This is a genomic window from Paenibacillus sp. SJS-P3, assembly GCF_056711585.1.
Genome location: NZ_CM160043.1, coordinates 1,578,237 through 1,604,434, shown reverse-complemented (window position 1 = coordinate 1,604,434; position 26,198 = coordinate 1,578,237). Strand labels below are relative to the sequence as shown.

Here is a 26,198-nt window from a genome sequence, read left to right as displayed (position 1 = left end):
AAAAATGCGCCTCTGCCATCGCGAGATGACAGAGGCGCACTTTTTTTAATGATGGAGCTTAGGAAGCTTGCAGCAGGCGGGAGATGATGACAGCCGCTTGCGCACGGTTGGCGATGCCTTTCGGCGCGAACTGGCTGGCGTCAACGCCGGTCAGAATGCCCGCATCGGTAAGCTGGGCAACCGATTCCTGAGCGTAGGAAGCGATTTTTCCTTTGTCCTTGAATTTGGACAGAGCGGCGTTTTTGTCGACCTTGGCAAGCTCATGCTGAAGCTTCAGAGCATTTGCAGCCATGATCGCCATTTCTTCACGCGTAATGACGCGGCTTGGCTCGAACTTGTTGTTGCCGGTTCCCTTCACGATGCCGGCTTTGACAGCCGCTGCGATCGCTTCGGTATACCAAGCGTCTTTCTTGACGTCGGTGAACGTTACCGTTCCCGCATCGTTCAGGCCGTAAGCGCGAACGAGCATCGTGATGAACTCAGCGCGGGTCAGGTTTTTCAGAGGAGCGAATTTATTTGCGTCTACGCCCTTCAGAATGCCTTTAGCCACGAGTTCTTCGATGGCGGATTTAGCCCAAGCGACGTTGCCGAGGTCGGTGAATGCAGGAACCGGAATCGGAGTCGCGCTCGGTGCTGGCGTTGCGGATGGTGCCGGCGTTGCGGATGGTGCAGGTGTTGCGGATGGTGCTGGCGTTGCGGATGGTGCCGGCGTTGGTACAACTACCGGAGGGGTCGTTGTTCCCGAACTCTTGATGTTCGTAATCCGACCTTCGATGGAAGCCGTTACCGATCCTTTTTTGAACTTATTGAGAATGTAATCGTAGAAGCCTTTCAAGTCGCTGTCGCCTACAACTTTGTTCGATGCCTGCGTCAGGACTTTGTAGTTGTCCCCGCCGGCAGCCATGAAGTCGTTGACTACAGCAGTATACGTTTTGTTCGGATCCAGCTGCGTTCCATCTGCCAGAAGCAGGCTGGTTACACGGTTTTCGACAGGCTGGCCGAAGTCGGCGATATATTTCAGGCCGGAAATCTGCAGCGTCTTCGTGTTCGGTGTTCCATCAGCGTTCAAAGCCCATTGTTGTTGAAGCAGGGTTTTGACTTGGGCTCCAGTCAGAGACAGCTTCACGAGCATGTTTCCGAAAGGCTGTACCTTCGCCAGGTCGCCGTAAGTGATCGAGCCTTTCGGAAGGTCGGCGCGGATGCCGCCTGGGTTCATGAACGCGAAGTCCGCAGGACCATTGGATCCTTCGAATTTAGCGTTACGCATAGCGTCTGCAATCAGGTTGCCCAGCGAGGATTCGCTGTTGTAGGCATCCGTTCTCGTGATGGTACCGTCCGTCGTGCCTACGGATTCCGTCAGTTCAGGATGCAAGTCGACATACTTCTTGATCAGAGCGGCCGACTCGGCATCCGGAGTAACGCCTTCTTGGAAGGTTGTCGTTACGACAGCGGATTTTTCTTTGACGTCGCCCGTTTTGTAGTCGATAACGAGCTTGATGTCTTCGTATGCGGAACCATACGAGTAGGCTTGTACGACCAGCTTGCCGTTGATGACTTGGTTGGCATAAGCGTGATCGTCGCCGGCTACGATGACGTCGATCGGGGAGTTCGCAGGAAGCGCGTTCGCCAGATCCACGGCTTCGCCGACTGTAGTCGTCGTGCCTGCCGTCGTCGTCGTTTTGGCCGGGTCATGAGCCAGGACGATGATGGTTTCTACGCCTTGAGTCTTGAGCTCATCAGCATATTTGTTCAAAGCTTCAACTTCTTCGGAAGCGGAAAGGAAGGATACTCCAGCCGTACCCGATGGGGATACCTTGCTAGGCGTTGCCTTCGTTACCGTACCGATGAAGCCGATTTTCACGCCGCCTACTTCTTTGATTACATAAGGAGTGATCAGCGGTTTTTTGGTCGTGTTGTCGATGACGTTCGCGTTCACGTAGTCGAAGTCGACGCCGCTGTGCACGATTTTGTCGTTTTTAGGATCTTTGCCGCCGTACAGCTGGGCTTTCAGCGCATCGATGCCTTGGTCGAACTCGTGGTTGCCGAGGGAACCGACGTCGAACTGCATCATGTTGAGCCATTCCAGGGTCGGCTTGTCGCGCTCGAGAGCGGATACCGGAGCGGATGCGCCCACGGAGTCGCCGTTGTGGAAGAGGATGGAGTTCTCGTACTTAGCGCGGGCATTCTTCAGGTAGGTGGCCAGGATCGGCGCCGTACCTGCCGCTTTGTTGCTCACGGTGGAGACGGTGTCCAGCTGTCCGTGCAGGTCGTTGATGCCGAGAAGATGGACTTCAACATCTTTTGTCGGAGCCGGTACTGCCGCTTTCAGACGATCCAGCGTGAAGATGCCGAAGCTGGAAGCGTCCATCGTGTTCGTGTAAGAAACGCCTTGCGGAAGCACATCGGATGCTTTAGGAGCCGACGTGAACGTAACCTTCACGTTGCCTTTGATCGGCAGGATGGACCAGTTGCCGTCGGCGGAAGGATTCACCGTGCCTTGCTTCTCGATGTATTCCATCAGAACTTCGCGGTTCTCTTTTTGGGTGTCGAGAATCATGTCGGCTGCCTTGACGCCTGGGAAGTTGCCGCCGCCGCTTGCGCGGTAGTTGTTCGTCACGACGATGAATTCCTGGTTCGGGTCAACCGGCTTGCCTTCGAACGTCAGGTCGACGACGCGGCTGGAGTTCGCGTTGGCGATCGAGCCGTCCGGGTTGTATTTCGCCGGCTTCGTCACGTCGTATTTGTAGTTGACGCCATCGATCACATCGAAGTTGTAGACGGCGAATTTGGAGTTCAAGATCGGCTGGGCAGCCGATTTGCGAGGGCTGATCGTGTTGAACGCGCCTGCGCTCATGTCCAGCCAGTCCTTGATGACGGAGCCTTTGACCTTGATCGCCTTGAGCGTGTTGTCGTACAGGTACAGGTCGCTCGCGCTGCGGATCGTCAGGTCTCCCTGGCTGATATCCGTATATTCGGATGGGCCGTTGCGGCCGGCTTTGAACGGCGCTCCAACGCTCAGAATCGGCAGATTCTTCACATCCGCCGAAATGTCGGCGTTGCTGGCCAGCTCATTTTCGACGAACCACTTCTGGGCGTTCGTCACGATTTGGACGGTCGGATCATCCTGCACCATGGCGAAGAAGCTGTTCATCGGAGCGGAAGTCGTTCCGAGCTTCTTGCCGGTGTATTCGATCGTCGCTTGGTGAGCGACTCCGACGGCGTCCTGAACCGCTTTGTCTGGCTCGACCATAGGAACGTTCACCGTTTTGCCGGCGGCATCCTTCTCGGTTTTGTAGATGGAGCGGGTCTGGGCTTTGGAAGCCGCTTTGTCGACCGCCCATTTGCCGTCGCCCGCAGGCAGGACCTTGAGGTTGATCAGGCCAAGGTACGCGCCGCCGTAGCCGGCTTCCACGGCCGGAGTGCCGTTGATGCGGCCGTTGACGTTGTCGACGACGGCTTTGGAGTTGTTGTAAGGCAGCTTCGTATCGGGATCGATGAAGCTCGCATCCAGCGCGCCTGTCGTCGGGAAGACCTTATGGGTGTGGGAGAACGTGACTGCATCGATGCCCGCGACTTTCGTCAGGGCGTTGACCGCATTCTCCTCCATTTGGCCTTCGGTCGAAGTCGCATCGAAGCCCGTATGGGCCATGGCGACGACAACGTCAGCCTCGTTGTTGTCCCGGATTTCCTTGGCGAACTTCGCAGCCGTTTGGGAAATATCCTTCGTTTTTACTTTTCCTTCCAGACTGACCTTGTCCCACTCCATGATCTGTGGAGTCACGAGGCCGATCAGAGCGACGCGGATCGTCTGGTCCTGACCGTTCGCGTCCTTGACTTGCTTGTCCAGCACGACATATGGCTTGAACGCGTTCTGGTCGTTGCTGTCGTCGCTGTCGTGATCGTCGATATAGATATTGGCGTTTACGTATGGGAAGTCTGCACCCGGGAGGGTGTCGTAGCTTGGGTTGTACTGGCCGATCGTACGCTCGAGGAAATCAAGGCCATAGTTGAACTCATGGTTGCCGAAGGTAGCGGCATCATAACCCATGGCGTTCAGGGCGGCCATCATCGGATGAATATCAGTCGTATTTTCAGGCTTGAAATCGGAATGCTGCGCTACGTAGGTGCCCAGTGGAGTTCCTTGAATCAGGTCTCCGTTGTCGAGCAGCAGATTGTTAGGGAATTCGGCACGGGCATTCTTGACGAGTGTTGCTGTACGGTCAAGACCTACCGTGAGGGAAGGCGCGTTTTTGAAGTAGTCGTAGCCGTACACGTTGGTGTGTACATCCGTCGTGCTCAGCAGTGTGAGATCGACCGGTGCGGCTGCGGCTGGAGCTGCAGCTGCCTCTGCGGCATGAGCCTTGCCCGTCGTCAGGACGCCTGCACCGAGTACCTGCGCGGACAGCACGGCGGCTGCCAGCACGGAAGCGGCCGGCTTGTTCCATTTCGGCTTCCAATTCATAGAAATATGAGTCCTCCCTTATTGTTTCGTACTTCGACATTATAGCAGTCGAAGAAAAACGAAAATCATAAAAAGCATAAATTATTCCTAAAGGTTATGTAAAGAAAAAATATCATGAGGGCACTTGGAAAGGTGAAAGCGCATAAACATGCATGAACCAGTTTGTAAATTCAAACGGAACAATTCCGTTATCACTGGTCGAAAAACAAGTGCCGGCTATGCGCAAAAAACCTTGCAGCGTCCAAAGGACGTTGCAAGGTTCAATGCGGTGCTGCCGTCCTCGGGACGTCGGAATGCGCAAAATCGCGCGATCTCCACGAAGTCGCTGGCGCGCATAGAGAGCTTCATGCGGCAGAGAGCCGCTCGAAACGACAAAAAGCTGCAGCCGCGCGACGTACTGCCGTCGCGCTTATGGCGAGCTGAAGATCATTTCAGACCCGAAACGGCCCCCTCTCCGCTCTCGCTTTGTTCCATTATAATGGTAACGCTTTGCACCCCCGAATTCTCGAGCAGTTGGATACGCGCTCCGCGACCGTCATCCGGTCCGGGAGACGCTCCGTTGACTCTCGCCCGGCTCTTCGAGGCGGGCAGGCGATGCGGGTTCAGCACGGTGATCTCCGTCCACGATCCGCCATGGCGGTATATGAGGCTTACGGAAGGCCAATCCGCCGGAAGGCATGGCTCGATGATCAGCTCATCTCCCTCGCGCTTCAGACCGAGAATCCATTCCAGGCCAGCCTGATACATCCAGCCGGAGGCGCCTGTGTACCAGGTCCATCCCGCCTTGCCTCCGTAAATGTCCGTCGTATAGACATCCGCGGCCATGACGTAGGGCTCTCCTCCATATCTCCTGACATCGCCCGGCGACTTGGCATGGTTGACCGGATTCAAGAGCCGGAACAAGTCCGCCGCTTTGTCGCCTTCCCCCAGCTTGGCCCATGCCACGATGCTCCAGATGACGCCATGCGTATACTGGGCGCCGTTCTCCCTGAGCCCCGGCGGATAGCCTTGAATATAGCCGGGGCTTGGATGCGTCTTGTCGAACGCGGGAGCGAGCAGGCGCGCAAGCATCAGATGGCGGTCGACAAGCTCGCGGTCGAACGACCGCATAGCCATGGAGGCCCGCTCGCGCGGAGCTCCGCCGGAAATGACCGACCAGGACTGCGCGATCGCGTCGATGCGGCATTCGGCGCTGCGGCTGGAGCCCAGCCAGGCGCCCTCGTCGGTGCATGCCCTCCGGAACCACTCGCCGTCCCAGGCATGCTCATTGATGGCAGCGGCGATCCGAATCCGTTCCTTGCGGTAGTGGGCGGCCCGCAGCTCGTCCCCGCGGCGCTCGCAGACGGCGCCGAATTTCTCCAGCACGACGCATAGGAACCAGCCGAGCCATACGCTTTCGCCGCGGCCCTCGTCGCCGACCGAGTTCATGCCGTCGTTCCAGTCGCCGATTCCCATCAGCGGAATGCCGTGACGGCCTGAAGTGAGGCCTTTGTCGATGGCCCGGACGCAGTGCTCGTACAGCGTTCCCTCCTGGCCGGAGAGAACGGTCGCTTCGTACCGCTCATGCTCCTCGGGACCGAGCGGGGCGCTTGCGATGAAAGGAGCTTTGTCGTCGAAAACATCCCAGTCCCCCGTATGAACGGCATAACGCGCCGATGCATATGGGAGCCAGAGCAGGTCGTCGGTATAGCGCGTCCGGATTCCCTTGTGCGTTTCTTCATGCCACCAATGCTGGACATCGCCCTCCTCATACTGGTGGGAGGCGTTCAGCAGCAGCTGCCGGCGCGTCAATTCCGGCATGGCATGGAGCAGCGACATCGAATCCTGGAGCTGGTCGCGGAAGCCGTATGCGCCTCCCGCCTGGAAGAACGCCGTCCGCGCCCAGACGCGGCAGCTGAGCGCCTGGTACAGCAGCCAGCCGTTCATCAGCAGGTTCATCTCCTTGTCCGGCGTCTCCACGACCGTCTGCTCCAGCTTCTCCTTCCAGAAGGCGGCTGAAGCCGGCTCCACGGCCGTGCAGCTGTCCGGGCTGCGGTAGCGCTGCGCCAGCTCCAGCGCTTCCTGCCTGCTTGCGCCTGCCCCCAAGGAGAGATAGACGGTCCTCGTCTCTCCCGGCGCCAGCGTCAAAGCAAGCCGGACGGCTCCGCAGCTGTCGGCGAAAACGCCGGTTTCCCGGCTCAGGGCCGCGGTTCCCATTCCTGCCGGGCAGTATACCGTATGGCCGCTTCCGACGAACTCCTTGCGGTTGGCCGTGAAGCTGATGTCTTCATCGCGGTTCCCCGTCCGGTCGGAGCTGATCCTCAGGAAAGCCGAAGCCTCCCGGAACGTATCCTGATACGCATTTCGCGCAAGCAGCGATTCGGATTCCTCGTCCCATTCCGTAACGATATAGGAGGCCGAAGAATCCCGGCTCACTCCAAGCACCCAGCTGCACATGCCGGTCACGGACAGCCGGCGGCTCCGATCACTCTCATTGGTCAAGCTGACTGCGGTCAGCTTGACGGAGTCGGAAGGATGGACCGAGACGGATATGGACTGTTTCAGTCCCTCCATCGCCGTCTCGAAACGGCTGTATCCGCGTCCGTGAGCGACGCGGAATTCCCGCGTATCCGACGGGGAGGGAAATGCCGTCCAAAAACAGCCCGACTCCTCGTCGCGGACGTAGGCAAGCTCGCCCGGAGGATCAAGAACAGGATCGTTCGACCAGGGGGAAAGCTTGAATTCGCGGCTGTTGCTCCACCAGGTATAGCCCGTTCCCCGTTCGGTCACGAGCGTTCCGAAACAAGGGCCTGCGATGACGTTGCTCCACGGCACGGCCAGCGGCTCGCCCGGCTTGAGCCGGATCACGTACTCGCTGCCATCCGCGGAAAAACCGCCCCATCCGTTGAAAAACTGAAGCTCTCCGGGTTCCGGAGCCAGCGGAATCGCCGCGACGCAGGCCTTTCTACGCGTCTGCAGCGAAGCCTCGTCCCAGCCTCCCGTTCCAGCCGCCTTCACCTCATTCCCTGCCTCGGCAGCTTGCTCCGCATCATCGCCGGCGGTCCGCAGCGGACGGCTGCGAAGCTGGGCTCCGATGCTCGGTCCCGCCGCATCAAGGGCGACCCGAGCGGACGCGACCAGCAGGTCGAGGCTGTCCTCCGAGAGCTTGGCCGCATCCAGCGGATACAAGCCGCCCCCTACGGAATAAGGAGGATAGGACACCGCGGACTGCACGGATGCCGAGAGGGCATGGTGAAGCTCCTGCTGATAGCCTTCGCTGCTCTCGTTCAGCAGCACCAGATCGAATGCGATGCCCAGACGCCGCAAGTATCCGTGACCGTCAATGATGCGATTCGCGAATCCAAGCTGCGATGGATCGCCGATGCGGAGCAGCATGATCGGGAGATCGCCGGATATGCCCATGCTCCATAATCCCGGCTGGCCGGACTTGTTGCGTCGGATGGCTTCCGCCCGCTCGCGTCCAAGAGGCGGAACATAGAGCAGCCTGGCCGCCACAGTCTGCATCGCCGCGGCATCCGCAGGCTGCAGCCTGTGCTGCCGCAGCGAGATTCCCGCGAGCGTCCAGGCCAGATCGGCCGCCTTGTCCATGCGCTGGATGCCGCGCAGCTCGCGCACCATCTGCAGCGCCTCGCCGCGCGAGCCGGACATGCCGCTCACAGCCTGAAGCACAGCCTGCTCTCCAGGCTGGAGCGTCAGCTTGCGGCGCAGCACGAAGGCGGGATCGAGCACAGCTCCTGTCGTTCCGCTCAGCCGTTCTCCGGCGCTTTGCGGAGCGGCGAGAGAATGGCCGCGGCCGATGAACTTCGCCCGGTCCGTTTCATATTCAAGCGGAGCCGACTGTTCTCCATCGGCGATCAAGGCATGGACTCCCCATACCTGCTTCTCTTCGGGCGAGCGAGGCCGCCGGCAGGCGAGCAGCGCGCCGGTATCCGCGTCATAAGATGTCTGGACGAACAGCTTGCTGAATGCCGGATGAGCGTCGTCGACGGCTGGAGGAGCAAGCGCCAGCTCCAGGTAGGTCGTGATTTCAAGCAGGCGCGGCTCCCGGCTTTCATTCACCAGCCGCAGCAGCCGGATCTCAGCCGGGTGCTCGGGAGCGGCGAACACCTCCATGACGGCGGCGACACCGCCTTCCTTGCGGGAAAACTCCGCCTTCTCCAAGCCGAAGCTGGCGGAGGCTCCCTCCCCTTCCGAACCGACGGGATAGAAACTGGGCGACCAGAACAGACCGCCTGTAAGATCCCGGATATACACGGCCGGTCCGTACGATTCCGTGAGGGCATCTTCCCGCCATCGGGTCATGTTCACGCCGCCGCTGCGGATGACGCCGCTGCCTGCCGCCGTCACGATCGTCGTGAAGGAGCCGTTGGACAGCACGTTCACCTCCGGCACGTCCGTGACCGGATGGCGGAATTCGCGGATGTAACGGCCGTCTTCAGCCGGCGCGCTGCGCGCCGATCCCGGCCTGAGCGCCTGAGGCGCGATGACAGCCGCCTTTTCCGGGATGCGTTCCTGCAGGATAAGCTCAGCCGCCTCTACGCGCGGATCGGCATGGAATCGTTCGGTCATGGGACGCTCCAGCAGCAGATTGCCGAGCGTGAGCAGGCTCATCCCCTGATGATGGGCCATGAAGCTGCGGACGACGCGGTACTTGTCGCCTTCCGGCAATCGGGACGGAGTCATGTCCACCGCTTCGCAGAATCCGTATGGACCGACAGCTCCGATCTCCTCATAATGCCGAAGATTGTCCATTCCGTCCTTGATGTCCCAAGGCAGCGCCATCACAGCCGCATACGGCGCCAGAACGAGTTCCTTTTCAAGTCCTCTCTGGAATCCGAGCCCCGGCACTCCGAATGCTTTGTATTGATAGTTCATGTCGTAATCGAAGGCGTAGTAGCCCGATTCCGAAATGCCGTAAGGCACTCCGCGCTCCCGCGCATATTCCTTCTGCCTGGCGACTACAGCCCTGAACGTGCTGTCCCATATCGACCCGCGATAGGTTTTCATCAGCAAGGCCGGCATCAAATATTCGAACATCGTGCCGGACCAGCTCAGCAGAGCCGGATTCCGTCCGATCCGGGTCAGCCCGCGGCCCAGCCTGAACCAATGCGATACGGGAAGCTGGCCGCTCGCGATCGCGAGGAAGCTGGCCTGTCTCGCTTCCGATGCCAGCAGATCGTAGAGGATGTCGTCCCGTCTGTCCTGGTCGGCGTTGTAGCCGAGCGACAGCAGCTGGGCCTCGCTGTCGTAGAGCGGCCGGAAATCAGTCTCGGCAGCCATTTTCTCGAGCCGTTCAGCCAGCCGGACAGCCTTCTCGACCGAGGAGGATGTTCCGGACTCGGACCCCGATTCGGGCTCGGCTCCCGATTCCGATCCAGTCCCCGACTCAGACTCCAGCTCCAGCATAGACTTAGTGGTCGAGTCAGAGGGAGGATCAGTCTCGGACGCAGCCGGAATATTCGAATTGAACCTAGCCCGTTCGTCCGGCCAAGCTCCGCTCTCCCTCTGCGCCCATTCCAGCACTCCTTGCCTGACAGCGATCAGGTAGGCGACGAGATTGCCGGAATCGACCGTCGATACATACCGGGGATAGAGCGGCTGCAGCGTGCCGGTGTCGTACCAGTTGAAGAAATGCCCATGCCACCGGTCCATCTTCTCCAGCGTGTCGACCGTAAGCGAGATTCGCTCCACCATCTGATCGAAGGAAATGAATCCGAAATCCCGGGCTGTGACGGTGCAGGCGAGCAGCAGGCCGATGTTCGTCGGCGAGGTCCGCCTTGCCGCTCCTTTGTCCGGATCGAGCTGAACGTTGTCGGGCGGCAGCCAGTTGTCTTCCGCCTTGACATGATCGGCGTAGTAAGCCCAGATGTTCGCGGCCAGATTGCGCAGCTTGCCTCGGTCCGCATCCGACAGCCTCTCCCCCCGTACCGTCGGAGCGCCGTTCAGCCAGATGACGAGCAGCGGAGCAGCCAGCCAGGCCGCTGCGGCTAGAATGGCGGCAGCCTGCCACCCGGCCGCAACGCCGGACAGCCAGCCGGCAACGGGCAACAGCAAGGCCAGCACCGTTCCCGCAACCCGGAACGCGATCAGCTTCCCGCCGCTGTTCCTGTCCGTCTCTGCCGCGCTGGTCCATTCCAGAAGCCTCTTGCGGGATACGTTCAGCCGATAAAGAGTCCGCAAGACGGCATCGGCCATCATGGCGGCCTGATAGGGCAGCAGCAGCACCGACAGGCAGGCTTGCAGGACGGCGGCTTTCAGCTGTCCAGGATGGCGCGCCAGGTAGCGTGGAGCTGCGAGAGCTTGAAGCAGCGGCAGGCAGGCCGTTAGAAAAGCTACTGCCAGCAGCGTCCATCTGGCTCCGGGAGGCAGCAGCAGCCCGATGACGAGCAGCAGGTAGAGCACAGGGGGAAGCAGGCTCCGCCTGAGGTTGTCCACGATCTGCCAGCGGGTGATCGCGCTGAGATCGACTGGCTGCGGCGTGCCGGAGCAGTCGCGCACCTTGGGCTTCAGCCAGCACAGCAGCTGCCAGTCTCCCCGGACCCAGCGGTGCAGCCGCAGCTGCCAGGAGCGGAACGTCTTCGGATGCCCGTCGACAAGCTCGATGTCGGAAAGCAGGCCGCTCCGCAGGAATCCTCCCTCCAGCAGATCATGGCTGAGAACGGCATTGTCCGGAATCCGGTCCGCCAGCAGCCGGCGGAACAGACGCGCATCGAATATCCCTTTTCCCGTAAAAATACCTTGGCCGACACCGTCCTGGTATGGATCCGACACCGCGAACGCATACGGATCGATGCCTGGGTTGCCTGCCCAGAGCGCGGCCAGGCGGGAGCTGGCGGCGGATTCCCTGCTGACCGCGATTCGCGGCTGCAGCACCGCGTAGCCTTCCGCCACCCTCGTGCCTTTCTCGTTGAGGCGCGGCCGATTGTACGGAAGATGCATCGTGCCGACCATCCGCTGCGCGCTTCCGATGGGAAGCTGCGTGTCGGCATCCAGCGTAATGACATAAGCGATCCGCGGAAACACGGAAGCATCGGATTCGCTCAGCGAGAAACCGGTCTGCTCTTCGCCCTCCAGCAGCCTCGCGAACTCGACGACCTTGCCGCGCTTGCGTTCCCAGCCCATCCAGACGCCTTCCCGCTCGTTCCAGGTCCGCTTCCGCTGGAGCATGTGAAACGTGCTTCCGTCCGCGCCATATTGCCGGTTGAGCCTTCGGATTCCTTCCGCTCCGGCTTCCGCAAGCTCCTCGTCCCGCTCTGTATGCTGAGTCCCCGCATCGGGATAGTCGCCTAGCAAGGCAAAGTGAAAGCGCGCATCCCGGTTGGCCAGATAATGAAGCTCCAGCCGATGGACGAGCTCCTTCACCTCGGCAATGCTCGACCAGATGACCGGAACGACAATCATCGTGTCCGCTCCAGGGGGAATTCCAGTCGAGAAATCGTATCGGAGCAGCGGCCTGGTCGGCATGACTTTCCCGATCAGCCCATGCAGCAGGGCGACAGCCCATTCCGATGCCGGAATCGCAAGCAGCAAGGCGGCCAGAACCCAGCCGCCGGCTCGAAGTCCGCCGGCCGCCCCCGCCCAGATCGTGAGGACGGCGGCAGCAGCCGCGAACAGGACCGCCAGCAGCGAGAGGTATGTGCTTGTCCGATGCCGGAGCAAGCCGCTTTCAGGCAATCTCCGGGCTTTCGCTGTCCGCAGCGCCTCCCGGCGCAGCAGCTGCCTTCCTTGAGGCTCGAGCAGATAGTAAGCCGCATACGCGCTCCGGGGGAGCAATGGAAGCTCCTGATGTGCATGCTCCTCAGCCTTCTTGTGGAGTTTCTCAAGACTGCGGGGACCCGGAGCATCCTTCCCCGATAAAGGAGCAAAGCTGCCTTCCAGGCCGCCTTTTCCAGGCAGTCCATCGCCATCCGCCGCAAGCCATCCGGCTTTCCCGGCCTCCGCGTTCGCGAGCCGGACCGCGCAGGACGCGACCAGGCTCTCCGGCAGCCCCAGCCTCGCTGCCAGCCGCGCCGTGCTTGTCCGCAGCGTCGCTCTGCTCTGCGCATCCATAAGAGGATAAGTTCCTGCCGCTTCGCTCTTGAGCATCACATCGGCTATGCTGAGATCTTCCAGCTCTTTCTCCCAGGAAGTCCGCTCGGCAGCCCTCAGGCTGCCGATCAGACGGCCTGCCTCGCTTTGATACCGGGCTTGAAGCCTCGCTTCATAAGCGTTCAGCCTGGACAGGCTTTCCGTTCCGTTGTCCAGGCGCAGCAGCAGCCAGCGCCGCACATCCTCGGAATCGTCCGCCCATTCCCGCAGGCGCGATGTCAGATGGGCCACGACCGCCCCCGAGAGCATGATGTCCCTTCCGGCTCTGTCGAGCGCCTCCGCCAGAGGCGACGCTTGCGGCCCTCTGCCGCCGGCCAGCGCCTGCTTCAGGATGCGCTCCGCGGCCATGCAGGCATCATGCCGCTGGCGCACCTCCCTGAACACTTCCGCAAGACGCCTGAAAAGGCATGTCTTCAGAGCGAGCGGCAGCGACCACGTCTCCGCGATCGTAAGCACGGCAACCTCCTGGTAAGCCTGGATGAAGGCGACAAACGTATTGCGGTCGTAGCTTCCGCCCGAGACATCCAAATACCCGTCGCAGACGGCTTCCACCCGGGCATGGCCCGAGCGCCTCAAATAAGGAAGGCCGCCAAGCCCTCCGTGCCTCAGCTCCATCGAAGCATGATAGCCCTGCTCCTCGATGAATTCCGAATGGTCCAGCAGCCATTCGGCGGCAGGCTGCGAGCAGCCGCATTCGTCCGAGCGCAGCTCCTCGGCGAATTCCTGCAGCTGCCTGAGCTGGGCAGCAAGCGCCCTCCTCTGCCGGGACGCCTTTCTTCCTCTAGCCGTATCGTGAGTCAGGGCGAGCTGTCTAGCTGCCTGTATATAGGATTCCATAGTCGTCATGAGTCCCCCTGGGTCGCTTAGCTTAGTCTGTCCGCGCCGGAGCACGCTCCGCTATGCGCTTATCCACCTCAACTAAATATTCCCAAAGGGTCCGTATTTTATGACCTTCTCCTCCGATTCCCCTGCGCTGCCTTCTTCCCGAGCCGCTGCAGCCCAATAAAAAAAGATCCGGCGGCTACCGGATCTCGGACGGGCTCCTGCCCGTATACTGCTTGAACTGCCTGCTGAAGAAAAAGATGTCCCGGTAACCGAGCGCGTCTGCGACCTCCGTCACATTGAGCCCTCCGTGCATGAGCAGATGCTGGGCCCGCTCGATGCGCGTCCGGATCATGTACGTCTGGACCGGGGTTCCGATGATCTCCTTGAACTTGATCGAAAAATACCGCGGAGACAAGCCGGCTCGGCCGGCCAGATCCTCCACCCGATGGGAGATGCCCGGATTCTGGCGGATGAAGTTGGCGATTTCCTGGATCGCTTCCGTCAGCTGGTTGCTCGCCTTGCGCTCCAGGACCGGCTGCCTGTCCGCACGAAGCAGGTGGATCATCATCTGCTTCAGGATGAGCTGCGCTTCCTCCTCGGCGGCAAAGGTCCTCACCAGGAAGAGGCGGACATAGCGGGAGAGCATATTCTCGAATTCCACCGTCTCCTCCAGCACGCGGTAGCGTTCCGGTATATCGAGCGGTTCTCCTTCTATGGCAAAATGGATATAAGACAGCACAAGCGGACGCTGCGGATTGTGGACGGCGCTCGTATAGTCTCCGGGGCGGAACAGAAAGCAGCTTCCCGGTCCGACGGGATAAGGCTCTCCGTTAAGCGTAAGCTCCCCTTCTCCGCTCCAGACATAAAAAAGGTCGAAATTAGCCATCGGCTTCTCCCGGCGCGGCCACTTCCAGCCCGGCTCGCAGACGATCTTGGCGAATGACGGCAACAGCTTGAACGATGAGGGCGGTACTTGCAGCATTCGGCCTCCGATGCTCCTCTTGGGCGAGATTAGATTGAAGGAAAGACAGCCGCCATGGCGAAGATCAACCTAATCAGCCTTGTTTTTCGCCATCATACCCCAGCATCGAGGGGACGCGCAAGCTTCATAAAAAATGTCCGAACCCTCCCTCCGATGCGCAAATAATGATATAATAGCACCCGAAGAAAGCATGCGCATGACCGGCATTCCACTCGCGGCCCTTCAGGACGGCAACGGGGACGGTCATGCAGGCAGCGAGCAGTTGATGCATCAGCCCGCCGGGACCCTCAAGCGGCCCGGACACATCGACCCCCGGAAGGACGGAATCGGAATCATGAACCCACTTGCCCAGCAGTTGAATACCGCGCTGGAAAAAGGCAATGCCCATGTGTACGCCATGTTGTCAGGCCTGGGACGCAAGCTTTATTTTCCGAAGGAAGGCATTCTCAGCCAGTCCGCCGAGGCCAAGGCCAAAGCCACGAAGTTCAACGCTACGATCGGAATCGCCACTGAAGGCGGAGCCCCGATGCACTTGAAGGCTATCCAGGAAACGCTGTCGGCCTATGAGCCGAAGGATCTGTACGAATACGCTCCTCCTGCCGGCAAGCCGGAGCTGCGGGCCGCATGGCGCGAGAAGATGATCAAGGACAATCCGTCCCTTGCCGCCAAGTCGTTCGGCAATCCCGTCGCGACCAACGCTCTCACGCATGGCCTGAGCATCGTAGCCGATCTGTTCGCCGATGCCGGGGACGCGGTCATCATACCGGATAAAAACTGGGAGAACTACGAGCTCACCTTCGGCATCCGCCGCGGGGCCGAAATCGTGGAATACCCTCTCTACACCGCCGAAGGCCGCTTCAATGCCGACGGCCTGCGCGAGGCGCTGCTCGCCCAGCGGGACAAAGGCAAAGCTATCGTCATCCTGAACTTCCCGAACAATCCGACCGGCTACACCCCCGGCCCGGATGAATGCCGGGAAATCGTCGCCGCCCTCAAGGCGGCCGCCGATGAAGGCATTCTCGTCGTTGCCGTCACGGACGACGCCTACTTCGGCCTGTTCTTCGAGGATTCCGTCCATGAATCGCTGTTCGGCAGCCTCGCCGGAATCCATGAGCGCATCCTCCCCATCAAGGTGGACGGCGCCACCAAAGAAGAATATGTATGGGGGTTCCGGGTCGGCTTCATCACCTACGCCTCGGATTCACCCGAGGTTCTGGCCGCTCTGGAGCAGAAGACGATGGGCATCATCCGCGCGACGATCTCCAGCGGTCCGCATCCATCCCAGACCTTCGTGCTCCGCGCTTTGCGCTCGCCTGATTTCGAAGCCCAGAGAGCCGAGAAATACGCCATCATGAAGGGACGCGCCAACCGGGTCAAGCAGCTGCTGGACAGCAGCCGCTACGACGGCGATTGGACGTACTACCCGTTCAACTCCGGTTACTTCATGTGCCTGCGCCTCATCGGCGTCAGCGCGGAGGATGTGCGCCAGCGGCTGCTGAACGAATACGGAGTCGGCACGATCGCTCTCGGCGAAAGTGATCTCCGGGTCGCGTTCAGCTGCACCGAGGAGTCCAACCTCGAGGAGCTGTTCAACCTGGTGCATCAGGCGGTACGAGACTTGAAGACGAACGGATCCCGATAAGGAACAGGCAGGCCGGGCCATCGCAGGATGGTCCGGCCTGCCTGTTTTTTTGTCTGGGGAGCAATTGACGGCAAACGGTCCGCGAAACGAAAAAGCCGCATTCCGAACAACGGAATGCGGCTGGAGCTCAATCCTCGTCTTCGTCCGCGAGCACCCGCTTCGTCAGCCGGCGGGGACGCAGGAGCAGGATGTATCCCGCTCCGGCAGCGGCGGCCGCTGCAGCGGCCAGCGGCTTGCCCTGCAGCAGCAGAGGCAGGCTGCCGGCGAGCCAGAGCAGCAGCAGGATGATCAGCAGCGCGAGCCTGTCCACTTGGATAAGCGAGTGCAGCCGCTCCTTCTCCGGCAGAGGATACACATGTCGCCATACCGTGTATTGATGCCAGGAACCGAGAGAAGAAGTCTGGAGGCCGGCGATCAGCAGGAACAGCAGCTGCGCGGCGGCCGTTCCCCAGCCTCCGAGCCAGGCGGCTTCGCCAAGCCAGTAGCAGGACAGCATGCCGAGCAGCGTCAGGCGCAGCAGCATGCCCCCAAGCTCCGTGCGGGCCATGCTGAGACTGTACAAGTACGTATAGGTGCTCTGTCTGCGCAGCGGCACGAGCTTGGACAGCCAGCTCAGATAAGGACGGGAGCTGACTGCCGAGCCGAGCCCGGGCACATCCGTGAACCAGCCGAAAAACCGGTAATAGCGGATCTGCGTCCGGCCTTCCTCGCGGATCAACGTTTCCCATGGGAGGCTCTGGCGGGCTGCCGGCCGTGAAGCCGCCCACCAGAGAGCTCCGGAAAGAGCGGTGAAGGCAGCGGCCTTCCAAGGAAGGAAGGCCAGCCAGGCCGCGGCCGCCCAAGCGGTCAGGAACCAGCGCAGCAGCCGCAGCGTCCAGCGGGCCGACGGCCAAGCCGCCTGCCTTTCCCGCCAAGCAGCCAGGCTGTTGGCTGCCTTCATGATCAGAACGGCAGCAAGCGTGATCCAGAGATCGGGCTTCCAGGCGTCAGCCGATTCGGCCGCGCCAGCGAGTATCGGCCAGAACAGCAGCAGGACAATGCCGGCAAGCGCAAGCCCTCCCGGAAGATTATGGCGGAAGGATCTCCGGATGTAAGCGCCCATATGCGCTTCCCTCGGCATGAGAAAGACGAGGTCGGCAGGCTGCAGCCAAGTCCGCAAAGGGCTCCAGGAAACAACCGGCGTCAGCAGGACAGCGCCTGCGGAGATGACGGGAAAGTCGGCCGGCACCTGCTTAATGAATTCCGTATAGTAAACGGCGCTTACGATGATGACAAGAAAAAGGACAAGCGGAACGCCGCTCCGGAGCATATAGCCGACATAGGGCATGGAGTCGCGGTAAAAGGCCGAAGCCCTCTTTTTCCAGATCGCTTCAAGCGTCTCGCCCATCGGCGTCACTCTCCTCCACGATGCCGTAGAAGATGCTCTCCAGCGATTGCCCTTCGGCTCCGCGCGAGCTTCTGACCTGAGCCAGCGTCCCGAGCTCCTTGACCCGCCCTTGGTGCAGAATCATGAAGCGGTCGCAGTAAGCCTCGACCGTCGAGAGGATATGCGTGCTCATGAGGATGGCCGCCCCGCGTTCCCTCTCTTCCACAAGCCGGTCCAGCAGCGAGCGGATCCCGAGCGGATCGAGGCCGAGAAACGGCTCGTCGATGATGTACAGATCCGGCCGGGCCAGCAGAGCGTTCATGAGCATGACCTTCTGCTTCATCCCTTTCGACAGATGCGCCGCACGCGAGCCGCGCTTGGGACCCATTCGGAATTCCGCGATCAGCTTCTCCGATCTTTCCCGGAAATCCTCCTCCGGCAAGCCGTAAGCCATCGCCGTCATCCTCAGATGCTCTTCGACAGTGAGCTCTTCGAACAGCACCGGCGATTCCGGTACATAGGCGAATGCTCCCCGATAGCGTTCCGGCTGCTCCTCCAGCTTGACGCCGCGGATCCGGACCTCTCCCCGCTGCGGCGTCATCAAGCCCAGAATATGCTTGACTGCCGTGCTTTTGCCGGCTCCGTTGAGGCCGATCAGCCCCATCATCTCCCCGCGCCTGACCGTAAAATCCAGATCATGCAATACCGGCCTGCGCGGACTGTATCCTCCTACAAGATGACTGACCTGCAGCACATCTTCCTCTGCGAATGCTTCTGCCACTATCGTTCCCTCCCGTGCCTGCAGAATGTACAGGAACAGGCTTCCGCTTCATTCACTGCGGAAGCCTGTCTGCCTGAAGGCAAGAAATTCCGGCTTGCTGCGCCGGAGCGGTTATTGATCGGGCTGATCCCGCTTGGCTTTCAGCCATTTCGGGGCCCCTTTGTTCTTGTCTGCCTTGGCTTTCCGCGCCTTGGCTCCTTGCCCGGAAGATGCCGTTGCCGCAGCCTTCGGCTTGGCGATTCCCGCCGCAGGCTGCGCTTCGAGCCTGCGGTCCGCTTCTTCCGGCCGTCCGCCGGCAGAATCCGCCGCCTTGCTTCGGCTGCCCGCTGCTGATGTCCGGAATCCGGAGACATCAGCCTTGGCGGCTGGTTTTTGCCCTGCCGCGAGGCCTCGTTGTGATCTCGGCTCTTGTACGGGACGGGACTCCAGCGGGGAATGCCGCTCCTGAGCGGGACGGGACTCAAGCGGAGTACGCGGCTTCTGGCCGGAACCGGATCCCGACAGCTGATCCAGCAGCGGCGTCCGCGACGGCGTCGTGCGGGCCTTCTGCGATGGAGCCGCAGCTCCTCTCGCAGGGGACGGCTTGCGGTGGACATCCGCCGGATCGACCAGCTTGCCTTTGTACATGGCCAGCTCCGGAATGTCGACATCCAGCTTGCGCTTGTACTTGTCGATCAGATAACGCTCGCCCGGCGCTGCGATGGTGAACACCTGGCCTTCCCGGCCCATCCGGCCCGTACGGCCGGAGCGATGGACATACTGGTCCGCGTCTGCCGGAGGCTCGAGGTTGATGACGAGCGGAAGTCCGGGAATATCAAGCCCCCTCGCCGCCACATCCGTGGCAAGCAGCAGCTGGCAGCGCCCTTCGCGGAATCTCGCCAGCGTAGCGGCACGGCGCTGCTTGTTGGCATCCCCGTACAGCGTCTCGACATTGAAGCCTTCATAGGACAGCTTGGCCTCATAGTTGGCGATCTGGTCCGTATCGTTGATGAACAACAGCGCCGAGGCGGGGTTGAGCAGGCGGATGAGCTTGCGTGCCGTATCCAGGCGGTCGCGCCATTCGCAGCCGATGAACGCATGCTCGATCGTGCCGGATACGCGCTGGGCAGGCTCGATGTCGACGCGCTCCGGATTTTTCATCCAACGTTTCTCCAGCGTCTTCAGAACCTGCGGATAGGTGGCGGAGAAGAAAGCGACTTGCTTGTCTTTGGGCGCCGCCCACAAAATGGTCTCCACCTCGCTCGTCGAACCGAGCCCGAAAACCTGGTCCGCCTCGTCGACGATGATCGTCCGGGTTTCGGACATCTTGAGCTTTCTCAGCTTCAGCAGCTCGTGGATGCGCCCAGGCGTTCCGATGACAAGCTGCGGATTCAGCTTCAGCTTCTCGATCTGCCTTTTGACCGCGGCTCCCCCGATCAGCTGCTGCACACGGACTCCATAGGCCTCGCCGTACAGCTCCGCCACACGCACGATCTGCATCGCAAGCTCCTGGGTAGGGGAAAGGATGACGGCCTGCACCGACTTGCTCGTCGAATCGATCCGCTGCAGCAGCGGCAGCATGTAGGCGAGAGTTTTGCCCGTTCCCGTCTGCGATCCAGCTGACACATCCCTGCCTTCCAGCAGGAGAGGGATGGCCTGCGCCTGTATAGGGGTAGGCTCCCCGATGCCGTTCTCCGCCAGCTTGCCTGCTGCGGCTTCTTCAATTCCAAGCTGCTTCCAAGTATCTAATGACATCTTGTCTAGTTCTCCTTGTTCGCTCCGCCTCCCCTCGCTCGGGCGAAGGCGGATTCTTTATTTCTTGTTCAGCATCGGTCCGGCGATACGGTCAGCCAGTCTTGGGAACAACCGGTACAGCCTCGCTCCGGCGGCAGCAATCCAAGGCAGATCAAGCTCTGCACGAGGCTTTTCGACCAGATGCACGATGCGATCCGCAACCTTCTCCGGCTTCAGCATGAGCCAGCCTACGTTCTTGACGTAGGAACCGTCAGGATCGGCCTGATCGAAGAAAGGCGTATCGATGGGACCCGGATTGACGGCGGATACGGCAATGCCTTGACCTCTTACCTCCTGCCGCAAAGCATCCGTCAAGCCGACGACCGCGTGCTTGCTGGCCGAATAACCGCTTGATTTCGGCGTAGCGAGCTTGCCGGCCAGCGAAGCGATATTGATGATATGTCCGCTTCGATTGTCCAGCATGGAGGGCAGAACGGCCTTGGTGCATCTCACGATGCCCATATAATTCGTATCCATCATGGATTCAAATTCCTGAACGGAACTGTCGGCAAAAGTCTTGAAAAGACCGAAGCCGGCATTGTTGATCAGCACGTCGATTCGTCCGAACTCTCTGAGCACGCTGTCCATCGCGGCCTGGACCGCCTCGTTGTCCGTCACATCAAGCCGCCTGCTCCCGCATCGGCCCGCAATGGATGCAGCCGCCACAGCAAGCCTTTGTTCGTTGCGACCGCAAAGCACCGGAATGGCGCCTTTGTCGGCAAGCCTGCGGGCGATCAGCTCCCCGATGCCGCTGGTCGCTCCTGTAACCACGATTACTTTGTCGCGAATCATTGTTATCACCTGCTACAAGTGTACTTTATAAGCGATATGATAGCAAAGCTGGCCGGCATGCTCCCCATCTCGAAGAAGGCATCAGGCCGCTCGGGAAAGCCAGCCTCATCCCTCACCGCCGAAGCCACAAAAAAAAGCTCCCTGGGGAGCTTAGCTTCATTTCGTCATGGAAAAATGCTGTTGCTGCACTACCGGCCTTAATTTCTCTGTCCGTGCCGGCATCCAAAAAAAGACGCCATAACCGGCAGGCTTATGTTACGATGCAAGTAATACCTGGATGTCCATTTGGCCGATTCCTTCCAGCATCAGAGGCACGGACAGCGCCTGGCGCGTTTCCAGGAAATCAAGCTCCGCTCCCTGCAGCAGCGCCGGAGGCGTAATATCTACATGCACTCCCTGGCTGGACAGCCTCGTGCTGGCATTGCCGCTGATCATATTGCTCAGTTCCGATATGGCGCTGCGGCCGATCTCGTCCAGCGCGTCGACCTGGAATCCGCCCATCATCGCCGAAACGATATTCAAGGCATCCACCTCGCTCATGCCGAACATGATATCTCCGCTCACTTGACCGATCAATTGAATTCTAATCCATATAAAATCGTTGGCGCCGCTCAGCACCTTCAGGCCAATGGGCCCAGGCATGGGTTTGATCTGGACGACCTGTTCCAATACCATGACTGCGGACTCCAGGAACGGATTGATAAATTCAGCTCTCATCGGCACTTATGCTCCTTTTAGACCAAGTTTCACGTCAACCTTATATTGGTAGCAATTATACTAAAATAACTAGTGCAAGTATACCAATATAACCATTAACGCTACTAAAGACCTATAAGGTCAAGGTGAGCATGGTTCTAATTTTGGAGAGGGGGAGGATCGCTCATGCCTGGTATATGGACCCATATCCGATTCGGCCGGCTGGTGCTCGAGCACTCAGGGGAGCGGCGCCTGCTGTCTTCGCCGGAGCTGGAAAGATGCTTCCTCCTTGGGTGCCTGGGCCCGGATTTTCTTTATTGCCATCGGCTGGTGCCATGGCCGAAACGATCTCTCATGAACGTGCTGGCCGACCGGCTTCACCGGCAGGATCCCCTGCCCGTGCTGCTGGATCTGCTCGACGGAGTCTCCGGACGTCATCTCGATGATTCGGAGTCTGACGAAGCTGTCGTCTACACGCTCGGTTTCATCATCCATCTGCTGCTTGATGCCGGCATGGAGCTGGACGGCAGCGTCTCTCCTGACGGGGATATTGCCATCAGCCGCAGCATGAACCTTGACCAGGCACTGGCTATGCATGCACGCCTAGAGGCCGATACCAGGCCCGACGCATGGATGCTTCAGGCCGCCGCCGATCCTCTGCCGGAAACCGTGATCGAAAATTATGAATGCATGATCGCCGTCCATCATGCGGATCTTGCTCCTTACGTCAAAAAGGAAGACTGGAACAAGAGCATGCGCGGCATGCTGGCTGTCTTGAGGCATGTGCAGGATCCCCGGGGTCTCAAAAGCATGATCGCCTCGCGCTTCATCGCCCCGGAAGCCTATTCTCGAGTCCGGAGAGACGGGCTGGACTCCTTGCATTCAGTCGGTTCATCGACTCTGCATTCCGTCGTAGAGCCGGAACATGCATGGGAAGCTTATCATGACCTTGTGGATCCAGCCGCAAGCCTGCTTGCAATCATCGTCCGCTGGCTGAAAGCTTCCGTCATCCGCAACGAGGCGACACTGTCCCTTGCGGCCAAACAATCGGCCGCCGCCGCGGAGGATTTCGGCCGGCACGAGGCGGAGTTGCGCGCCGCGCTCGTGCGCCGCATGGAGGAATGGTTCCGGGACCCGCCTGGCCCTCGATGAATCGGCCCTTGTCGGCTACTGGCCTCCTTTTCTTGCCTTGCAAGAATCCGCCCGGTTTCAGGTTTCATGTGCTCGTGCTACATCGCTTCGAGGCTGCTGCTTCCGCCGGCGGCGCTGCGGCGAAACCGCATCCGTACCAGGCGAAGCCGGTCATAGATCAGGTCGACCTTGGCAGAGGGTGCAGGCTCCGTGCCGTAAACCCTTTGAAGGATCGGCTTCAGATACTTGTCCCCTTCCTCCTTCAACGCCTCCCAAATGCGCTGCTGCTCCTCCTGCGATATTCCTTCCAGCTCCTTGGCGATCAAGGGCTCCAAATCATAGCCTTCCTGCTCCAGCTGCTCGATCCTTTCCATGAGCTCCCTTCTCTGCAGGCCGGTATCCGCCAGCAGCTGCTCCAATGTCCGTTCCTGATTGATCCCTTCCAGAATGAGGCGGCTGCACTGCTGCCTGTCCATCTTGTTCTTGAATTTGGTCTCCTTCTGCTTGTAGAGCCACTGGATATAGGCTTTGGGCTCAAGAGCCTCGCTCACCCAGCTTAGAGGGAACGCCCTTGCTTGAGTGCGCGCTCCCGTAAGCTCCAGCACCTCCTTTCCATACTCGCGGCTTTTGCCCGGTCCCCACCCCGGAATCTGGGCAAGCTCTTCGAGGGTATGCGGGACATAGGAGCTGATCATGAGCAAGGTGCGGTTCGTCGCCACCAGATAGGCCGATTTCTTCTCGGAGGAAGCCTTGATCCGCCTCCAGTCTCGAAGCGCTTCGAACAGCTCGTGATCCGCATGAAGCTCTCCGTAGCATTGCTGCATGGAAATGATCCCTCCCTTGCCGGCCGGCCGCTCGTCCAGCATGCCGTCGATGAGCGGCGTGAATCCTTCGCCCATCCGTACCGCGACCCCATGCCGGAAAGCGGTGATCATCTCCTCCCAGGAGCTTCCCTCATACCATATGGAAGAGGGCTCCGCACTGCCGTGCCGGGCTCCGTTCCATACGACGGACCATGTTCCCTGCTGCTCGCAGATGGACAGCTGGGCGTTGTCGATTCTCCCGTCACCAAGCGGTTTCTCGAATGAATTCAAAAAGACGATCTGCATTTTTCGCGCACCTCCGATTGTGGTCCAGATCAAGACGATTATCAGGCTGGAAACGCAAAAAGCACCTCTCCCGCCTGCAAATGCAGGCAAGAGAGGTGCTTCCTCCCGGTCGTTCGGTTCTTGTTCTGGTAAATTCATCCTATCATACGGCTCGGCACATATGCAATGCCTTATTTATCCTCCTTGAAGCGGCGGCCGCATAACATCCATGCTATACTGGATCGGACCCGTCTTACATCGGATGAGAAGGAGGTACGGATCCACTTGCAGCTGAAAGATTATGATTTCATGTCCGATTCGACCGAGCAGACCTCGACTCGTTTCGTCACCTTCATCACGCCGGGCCTCAAGCGCTTCGATCTGGCCGTCACGACGACCAACCGCTTCTACGGCAAAAAGCTCGTCACCGATCTGCAGAGCGGCAAGACAGCCATCATCGGCCAGGACGACCTGGAGGAGGAAGGCTACCTGGAGCATACGTTCAAGCTGGACGAGGAAGAAGCGTCCGAACTTGGCGGCTTCCTGTCGCTTGTCGTCGGCGAAGTGAATTTCACCGACTGATTGGGAAAAGCTAGTACAGCTGCCTTCACGCAGGGGAGCATGACCCCCCGGCAGCAGAGAGGGGCTGTACGAAGGATGGACAACGACATTCGGCGCGGCGACACCGACTTCGCGACAGAAGAATCGCGTCAGGAGAAATACACCGATCTGTCCACGGTCGAGTCGCAGCGCAACGATCTTACGTTCGAGGAATTTCCGGAAGGCCCTTACGGAGCTGTCCTCCATGAAGAGGAGCCGGTTAAAAGCACCCCTTGGCGGCCGGAGCAGAGGCAGCCGAACCGTTTCGGCTATGAGAATCACGCCTTGCACGGCAGCAAGGAACGTGAATATCCCGGCGACGACCGCAGCGGAGCCGACAGCCGGGCTGTCCAAGAGGACAAGTAGCCGATAGCCGAACTTATTGATGAAGGTCGGTGATCCTCGCCTGTCTGCATGTTCCATATCCGCTCGATCTTTCTCCGCTAGGCGAAGCCTTGCAGGCGGCTGCCGGAAGACTGTGGAAGCTTGGAAGCATCTTCCGAATCGCAGCGCGGCTTCGGTGATAGAGCGCGCAAGAAGCCGCCCCCTGTTCAAGGAAGGCGGCTTCTTTTTTTCGTGACTTCTTGCTTTCCTTGATCAGATCAAGCGTACTCCATGCAACAGCAGTGCCCGCAAGCTTCCGCTTGTTCGCGCGCCTAGACTGCCCAGCCGAGCAAAGTCAGCAGAATGCCCACCAGGAAACCGCAGACCGCCCCGTTTACCCGAATCCACTGCAAGTCGCTTCCCACCTTGGATTCCAGAAGCTCGACCAGAGCCTTGTTGTCCAAGCTGTTCAGGTTTTCGCGGACAAGCAATCCGAGCCGGTAATGGTTGGCCTCGATCGTGCTCACCAGGACGGCCGACAAGCGCTCCTCCCAGTTGCGGACCAGCTCCTCCTCGCGTTTCAGCCGCTCGTTGGCTGCATGGGCGATGCGGACGAGGCTTCGTCCGCCTTCTTCCTTGTCCCTTTGCAGCCATTGCAGCACGAAAGCCTTCAGCTCTGACAGGCGGGCGACAAAAAACGCCTCCGCTTCTTCCGAATCGACCTTGCCCTCGAGCCAGCCCTTGACTGCGGCGAGCTTCTCTTCATCCTCGGCAATTCCGATCACTCGCGAGCGGAATTCCAGCAGCAGGTTGTCGCGCTGCCTGCTTCCCGGGGTGCCGAGATCCTTGATGCCGGACAGCAGCATGTGCTGAAGCATCGCACCCATTTTCTCCTCGTTCATGAAGCCGGCGAACGCTTGGACGGCAAAGCCCATGAAACCGCCCACCTGCAGCTCCTGCAGCTTCTTCTGAGCGATCTCCCCCAGCATTTTGCCGGTAGACGGCTTGGCTACCCAGTCGACGGCCTGATCGAGCGCATAGTCCAGCGCCTTCTCGTCAAGACCGTCGCGGATGATCGCCGATGCCGCTCCTTCCACCGCCGGGCGAAGGTCCACGCCTCTCGCATAACCGGCGAGCCCGCTGCGCACAGACGCTGACAGCCGTTCAAGCGGCAGCCGCTCCACAACCGCCATCGCGGCGCCGATCACCGCTTCCCGGTTGGACCGCTTGGCCAGCTGCTTCACGATGAACCGGCCCGCTCCCCCGATGAGATTGAGCCGGCGAAGCCGCGCGCTGATGCTTTCCTTGTTGAGCAGCTCGTTTTCCAGCGCCGACACGAGAGCGTTGACCATTTTGTCCTTGTTGCGGATGATGAGGTTCGTATGCGGAATCCGCAGCCCGAGAGGATGTCGGAACAGCGCCGTCACTGCGAACCAGTCCGCGATTCCCCCGACAAGCCCCGCTTCAAAGCCGCCTTGAAGCAGCGACAGCGCGTTGTGCTGCTCGCTGGTGAAGATCGTCGTCAATATAAAGCCGCCCGCCATGACGGCGAGGGACGTGCCGGCGGCATACTTCGTTTTCATGCCTGTTCCTCCGATCGACAATAAACGTTCTCCTTGATTATAAACAATTCGGGCTGTAATCAAAA

Annotated in this window: 14 protein-coding genes; 4 read left to right on the top strand and 10 right to left on the bottom strand. The window is 60.0% G+C overall.

What is annotated here, in order from left to right:
• Positions 1-58 precede the first annotated feature (58 nt).
• The 3 genes from AC06G8_RS07275 to AC06G8_RS07265 all read right to left on the bottom strand — a co-directional run bounded on the left by AC06G8_RS07275 (position 59) and on the right by AC06G8_RS07265 (position 14,357).
• A complete protein-coding gene (locus AC06G8_RS07275) occupies positions 59-4,462 on the bottom strand; it encodes a bifunctional 2',3'-cyclic-nucleotide 2'-phosphodiesterase/3'-nucleotidase (RefSeq protein ID WP_480284863.1) in 4,404 nt (1,467 codons plus the stop codon).
• A 426-nt stretch (positions 4,463-4,888) separates the two neighbouring features.
• The gene (locus AC06G8_RS07270; protein WP_480284862.1) at positions 4,889-13,396 is read right to left on the bottom strand and encodes a glycoside hydrolase family 94 protein; all 8,508 of its coding nucleotides are present in this window, start codon (positions 13,394-13,396) and stop codon (positions 4,889-4,891) included.
• A 175-nt stretch (positions 13,397-13,571) separates the two neighbouring features.
• The gene (locus AC06G8_RS07265; protein WP_447662195.1) at positions 13,572-14,357 is read right to left on the bottom strand and encodes a helix-turn-helix domain-containing protein; all 786 of its coding nucleotides are present in this window, start codon (positions 14,355-14,357) and stop codon (positions 13,572-13,574) included.
• Positions 14,358-14,691: 334 nt separating this feature from the next.
• Between AC06G8_RS07265 and AC06G8_RS07260 the strand changes: the two genes are divergently transcribed.
• Positions 14,692-15,999 (top strand): aminotransferase class I/II-fold pyridoxal phosphate-dependent enzyme, encoded by a 1,308-nt coding sequence (locus tag AC06G8_RS07260; protein WP_447662267.1) that lies wholly within the window; start codon positions 14,692-14,694, stop codon positions 15,997-15,999.
• Between the two features lie 127 nt (positions 16,000-16,126).
• Here the strand turns inward: AC06G8_RS07260 and AC06G8_RS07255 are convergent, their stop codons facing one another.
• The 5 genes from AC06G8_RS07255 to AC06G8_RS07235 all read right to left on the bottom strand — a co-directional run bounded on the left by AC06G8_RS07255 (position 16,127) and on the right by AC06G8_RS07235 (position 21,428).
• Positions 16,127-17,386 carry an ABC transporter permease gene (locus AC06G8_RS07255; protein WP_480284861.1) on the bottom strand — a complete coding sequence of 420 codons (1,260 nt, stop codon included), beginning with the start codon at positions 17,384-17,386 and terminating at the stop codon, positions 16,127-16,129.
• Positions 17,370-18,146 carry an ABC transporter ATP-binding protein gene (locus AC06G8_RS07250; RefSeq protein ID WP_447662197.1) on the bottom strand — a complete coding sequence of 259 codons (777 nt, stop codon included), beginning with the start codon at positions 18,144-18,146 and terminating at the stop codon, positions 17,370-17,372. The genes AC06G8_RS07255 and AC06G8_RS07250 overlap by 17 nt, the downstream gene beginning before the upstream one ends.
• Before the next feature lie 111 nt (positions 18,147-18,257).
• A complete protein-coding gene (locus tag AC06G8_RS07245; protein WP_480284860.1) occupies positions 18,258-19,880 on the bottom strand; it encodes a DEAD/DEAH box helicase in 1,623 nt (540 codons plus the stop codon).
• 57 nt (positions 19,881-19,937) lie between these two features.
• Positions 19,938-20,711 carry an SDR family NAD(P)-dependent oxidoreductase gene (locus AC06G8_RS07240; RefSeq protein WP_480284859.1) on the bottom strand — a complete coding sequence of 258 codons (774 nt, stop codon included), beginning with the start codon at positions 20,709-20,711 and terminating at the stop codon, positions 19,938-19,940.
• Positions 20,712-20,966: 255 nt separating this feature from the next.
• A complete protein-coding gene (locus AC06G8_RS07235; protein WP_447662200.1) occupies positions 20,967-21,428 on the bottom strand; it encodes a chemotaxis protein CheX in 462 nt (153 codons plus the stop codon).
• 165 nt (positions 21,429-21,593) lie between these two features.
• On the opposite strand from AC06G8_RS07235, the gene AC06G8_RS07230 reads away from it, so the two are divergent.
• Entirely contained in the window at positions 21,594-22,559 is a 966-nt protein-coding gene (locus AC06G8_RS07230) for a hypothetical protein (protein WP_480284858.1), read from the top strand.
• Between the two features lie 77 nt (positions 22,560-22,636).
• On the opposite strand, the gene AC06G8_RS07225 is transcribed toward AC06G8_RS07230, so the two are convergent.
• Positions 22,637-23,647 carry an HRDC domain-containing protein gene (locus AC06G8_RS07225; RefSeq protein ID WP_480284857.1) on the bottom strand — a complete coding sequence of 337 codons (1,011 nt, stop codon included), beginning with the start codon at positions 23,645-23,647 and terminating at the stop codon, positions 22,637-22,639.
• A 288-nt stretch (positions 23,648-23,935) separates the two neighbouring features.
• Here AC06G8_RS07225 and AC06G8_RS07220 point away from each other — a divergent pair, with 288 nt between their 5' ends.
• Together AC06G8_RS07220 and AC06G8_RS07215 are read left to right on the top strand one after the other, a co-directional pair.
• The gene (locus AC06G8_RS07220) at positions 23,936-24,208 is read left to right on the top strand and encodes a DUF3055 domain-containing protein (protein ID WP_174806355.1); all 273 of its coding nucleotides are present in this window, start codon (positions 23,936-23,938) and stop codon (positions 24,206-24,208) included.
• A gap of 75 nt (positions 24,209-24,283) precedes the next feature.
• Complete coding sequence (locus AC06G8_RS07215) at positions 24,284-24,592, top strand: hypothetical protein (RefSeq protein WP_447662203.1); 309 nt, start codon at positions 24,284-24,286, stop codon at positions 24,590-24,592.
• A gap of 290 nt (positions 24,593-24,882) precedes the next feature.
• Here AC06G8_RS07215 and AC06G8_RS07210 read toward each other — a convergent pair whose 3' ends face one another.
• On the bottom strand, positions 24,883-26,133 hold the full coding sequence (locus tag AC06G8_RS07210) for a DUF445 domain-containing protein (RefSeq protein WP_480284856.1): 1,251 nt from the start codon (positions 26,131-26,133) through the stop codon (positions 24,883-24,885).
• Between the last annotated feature and the right edge of the window lie 65 nt (positions 26,134-26,198).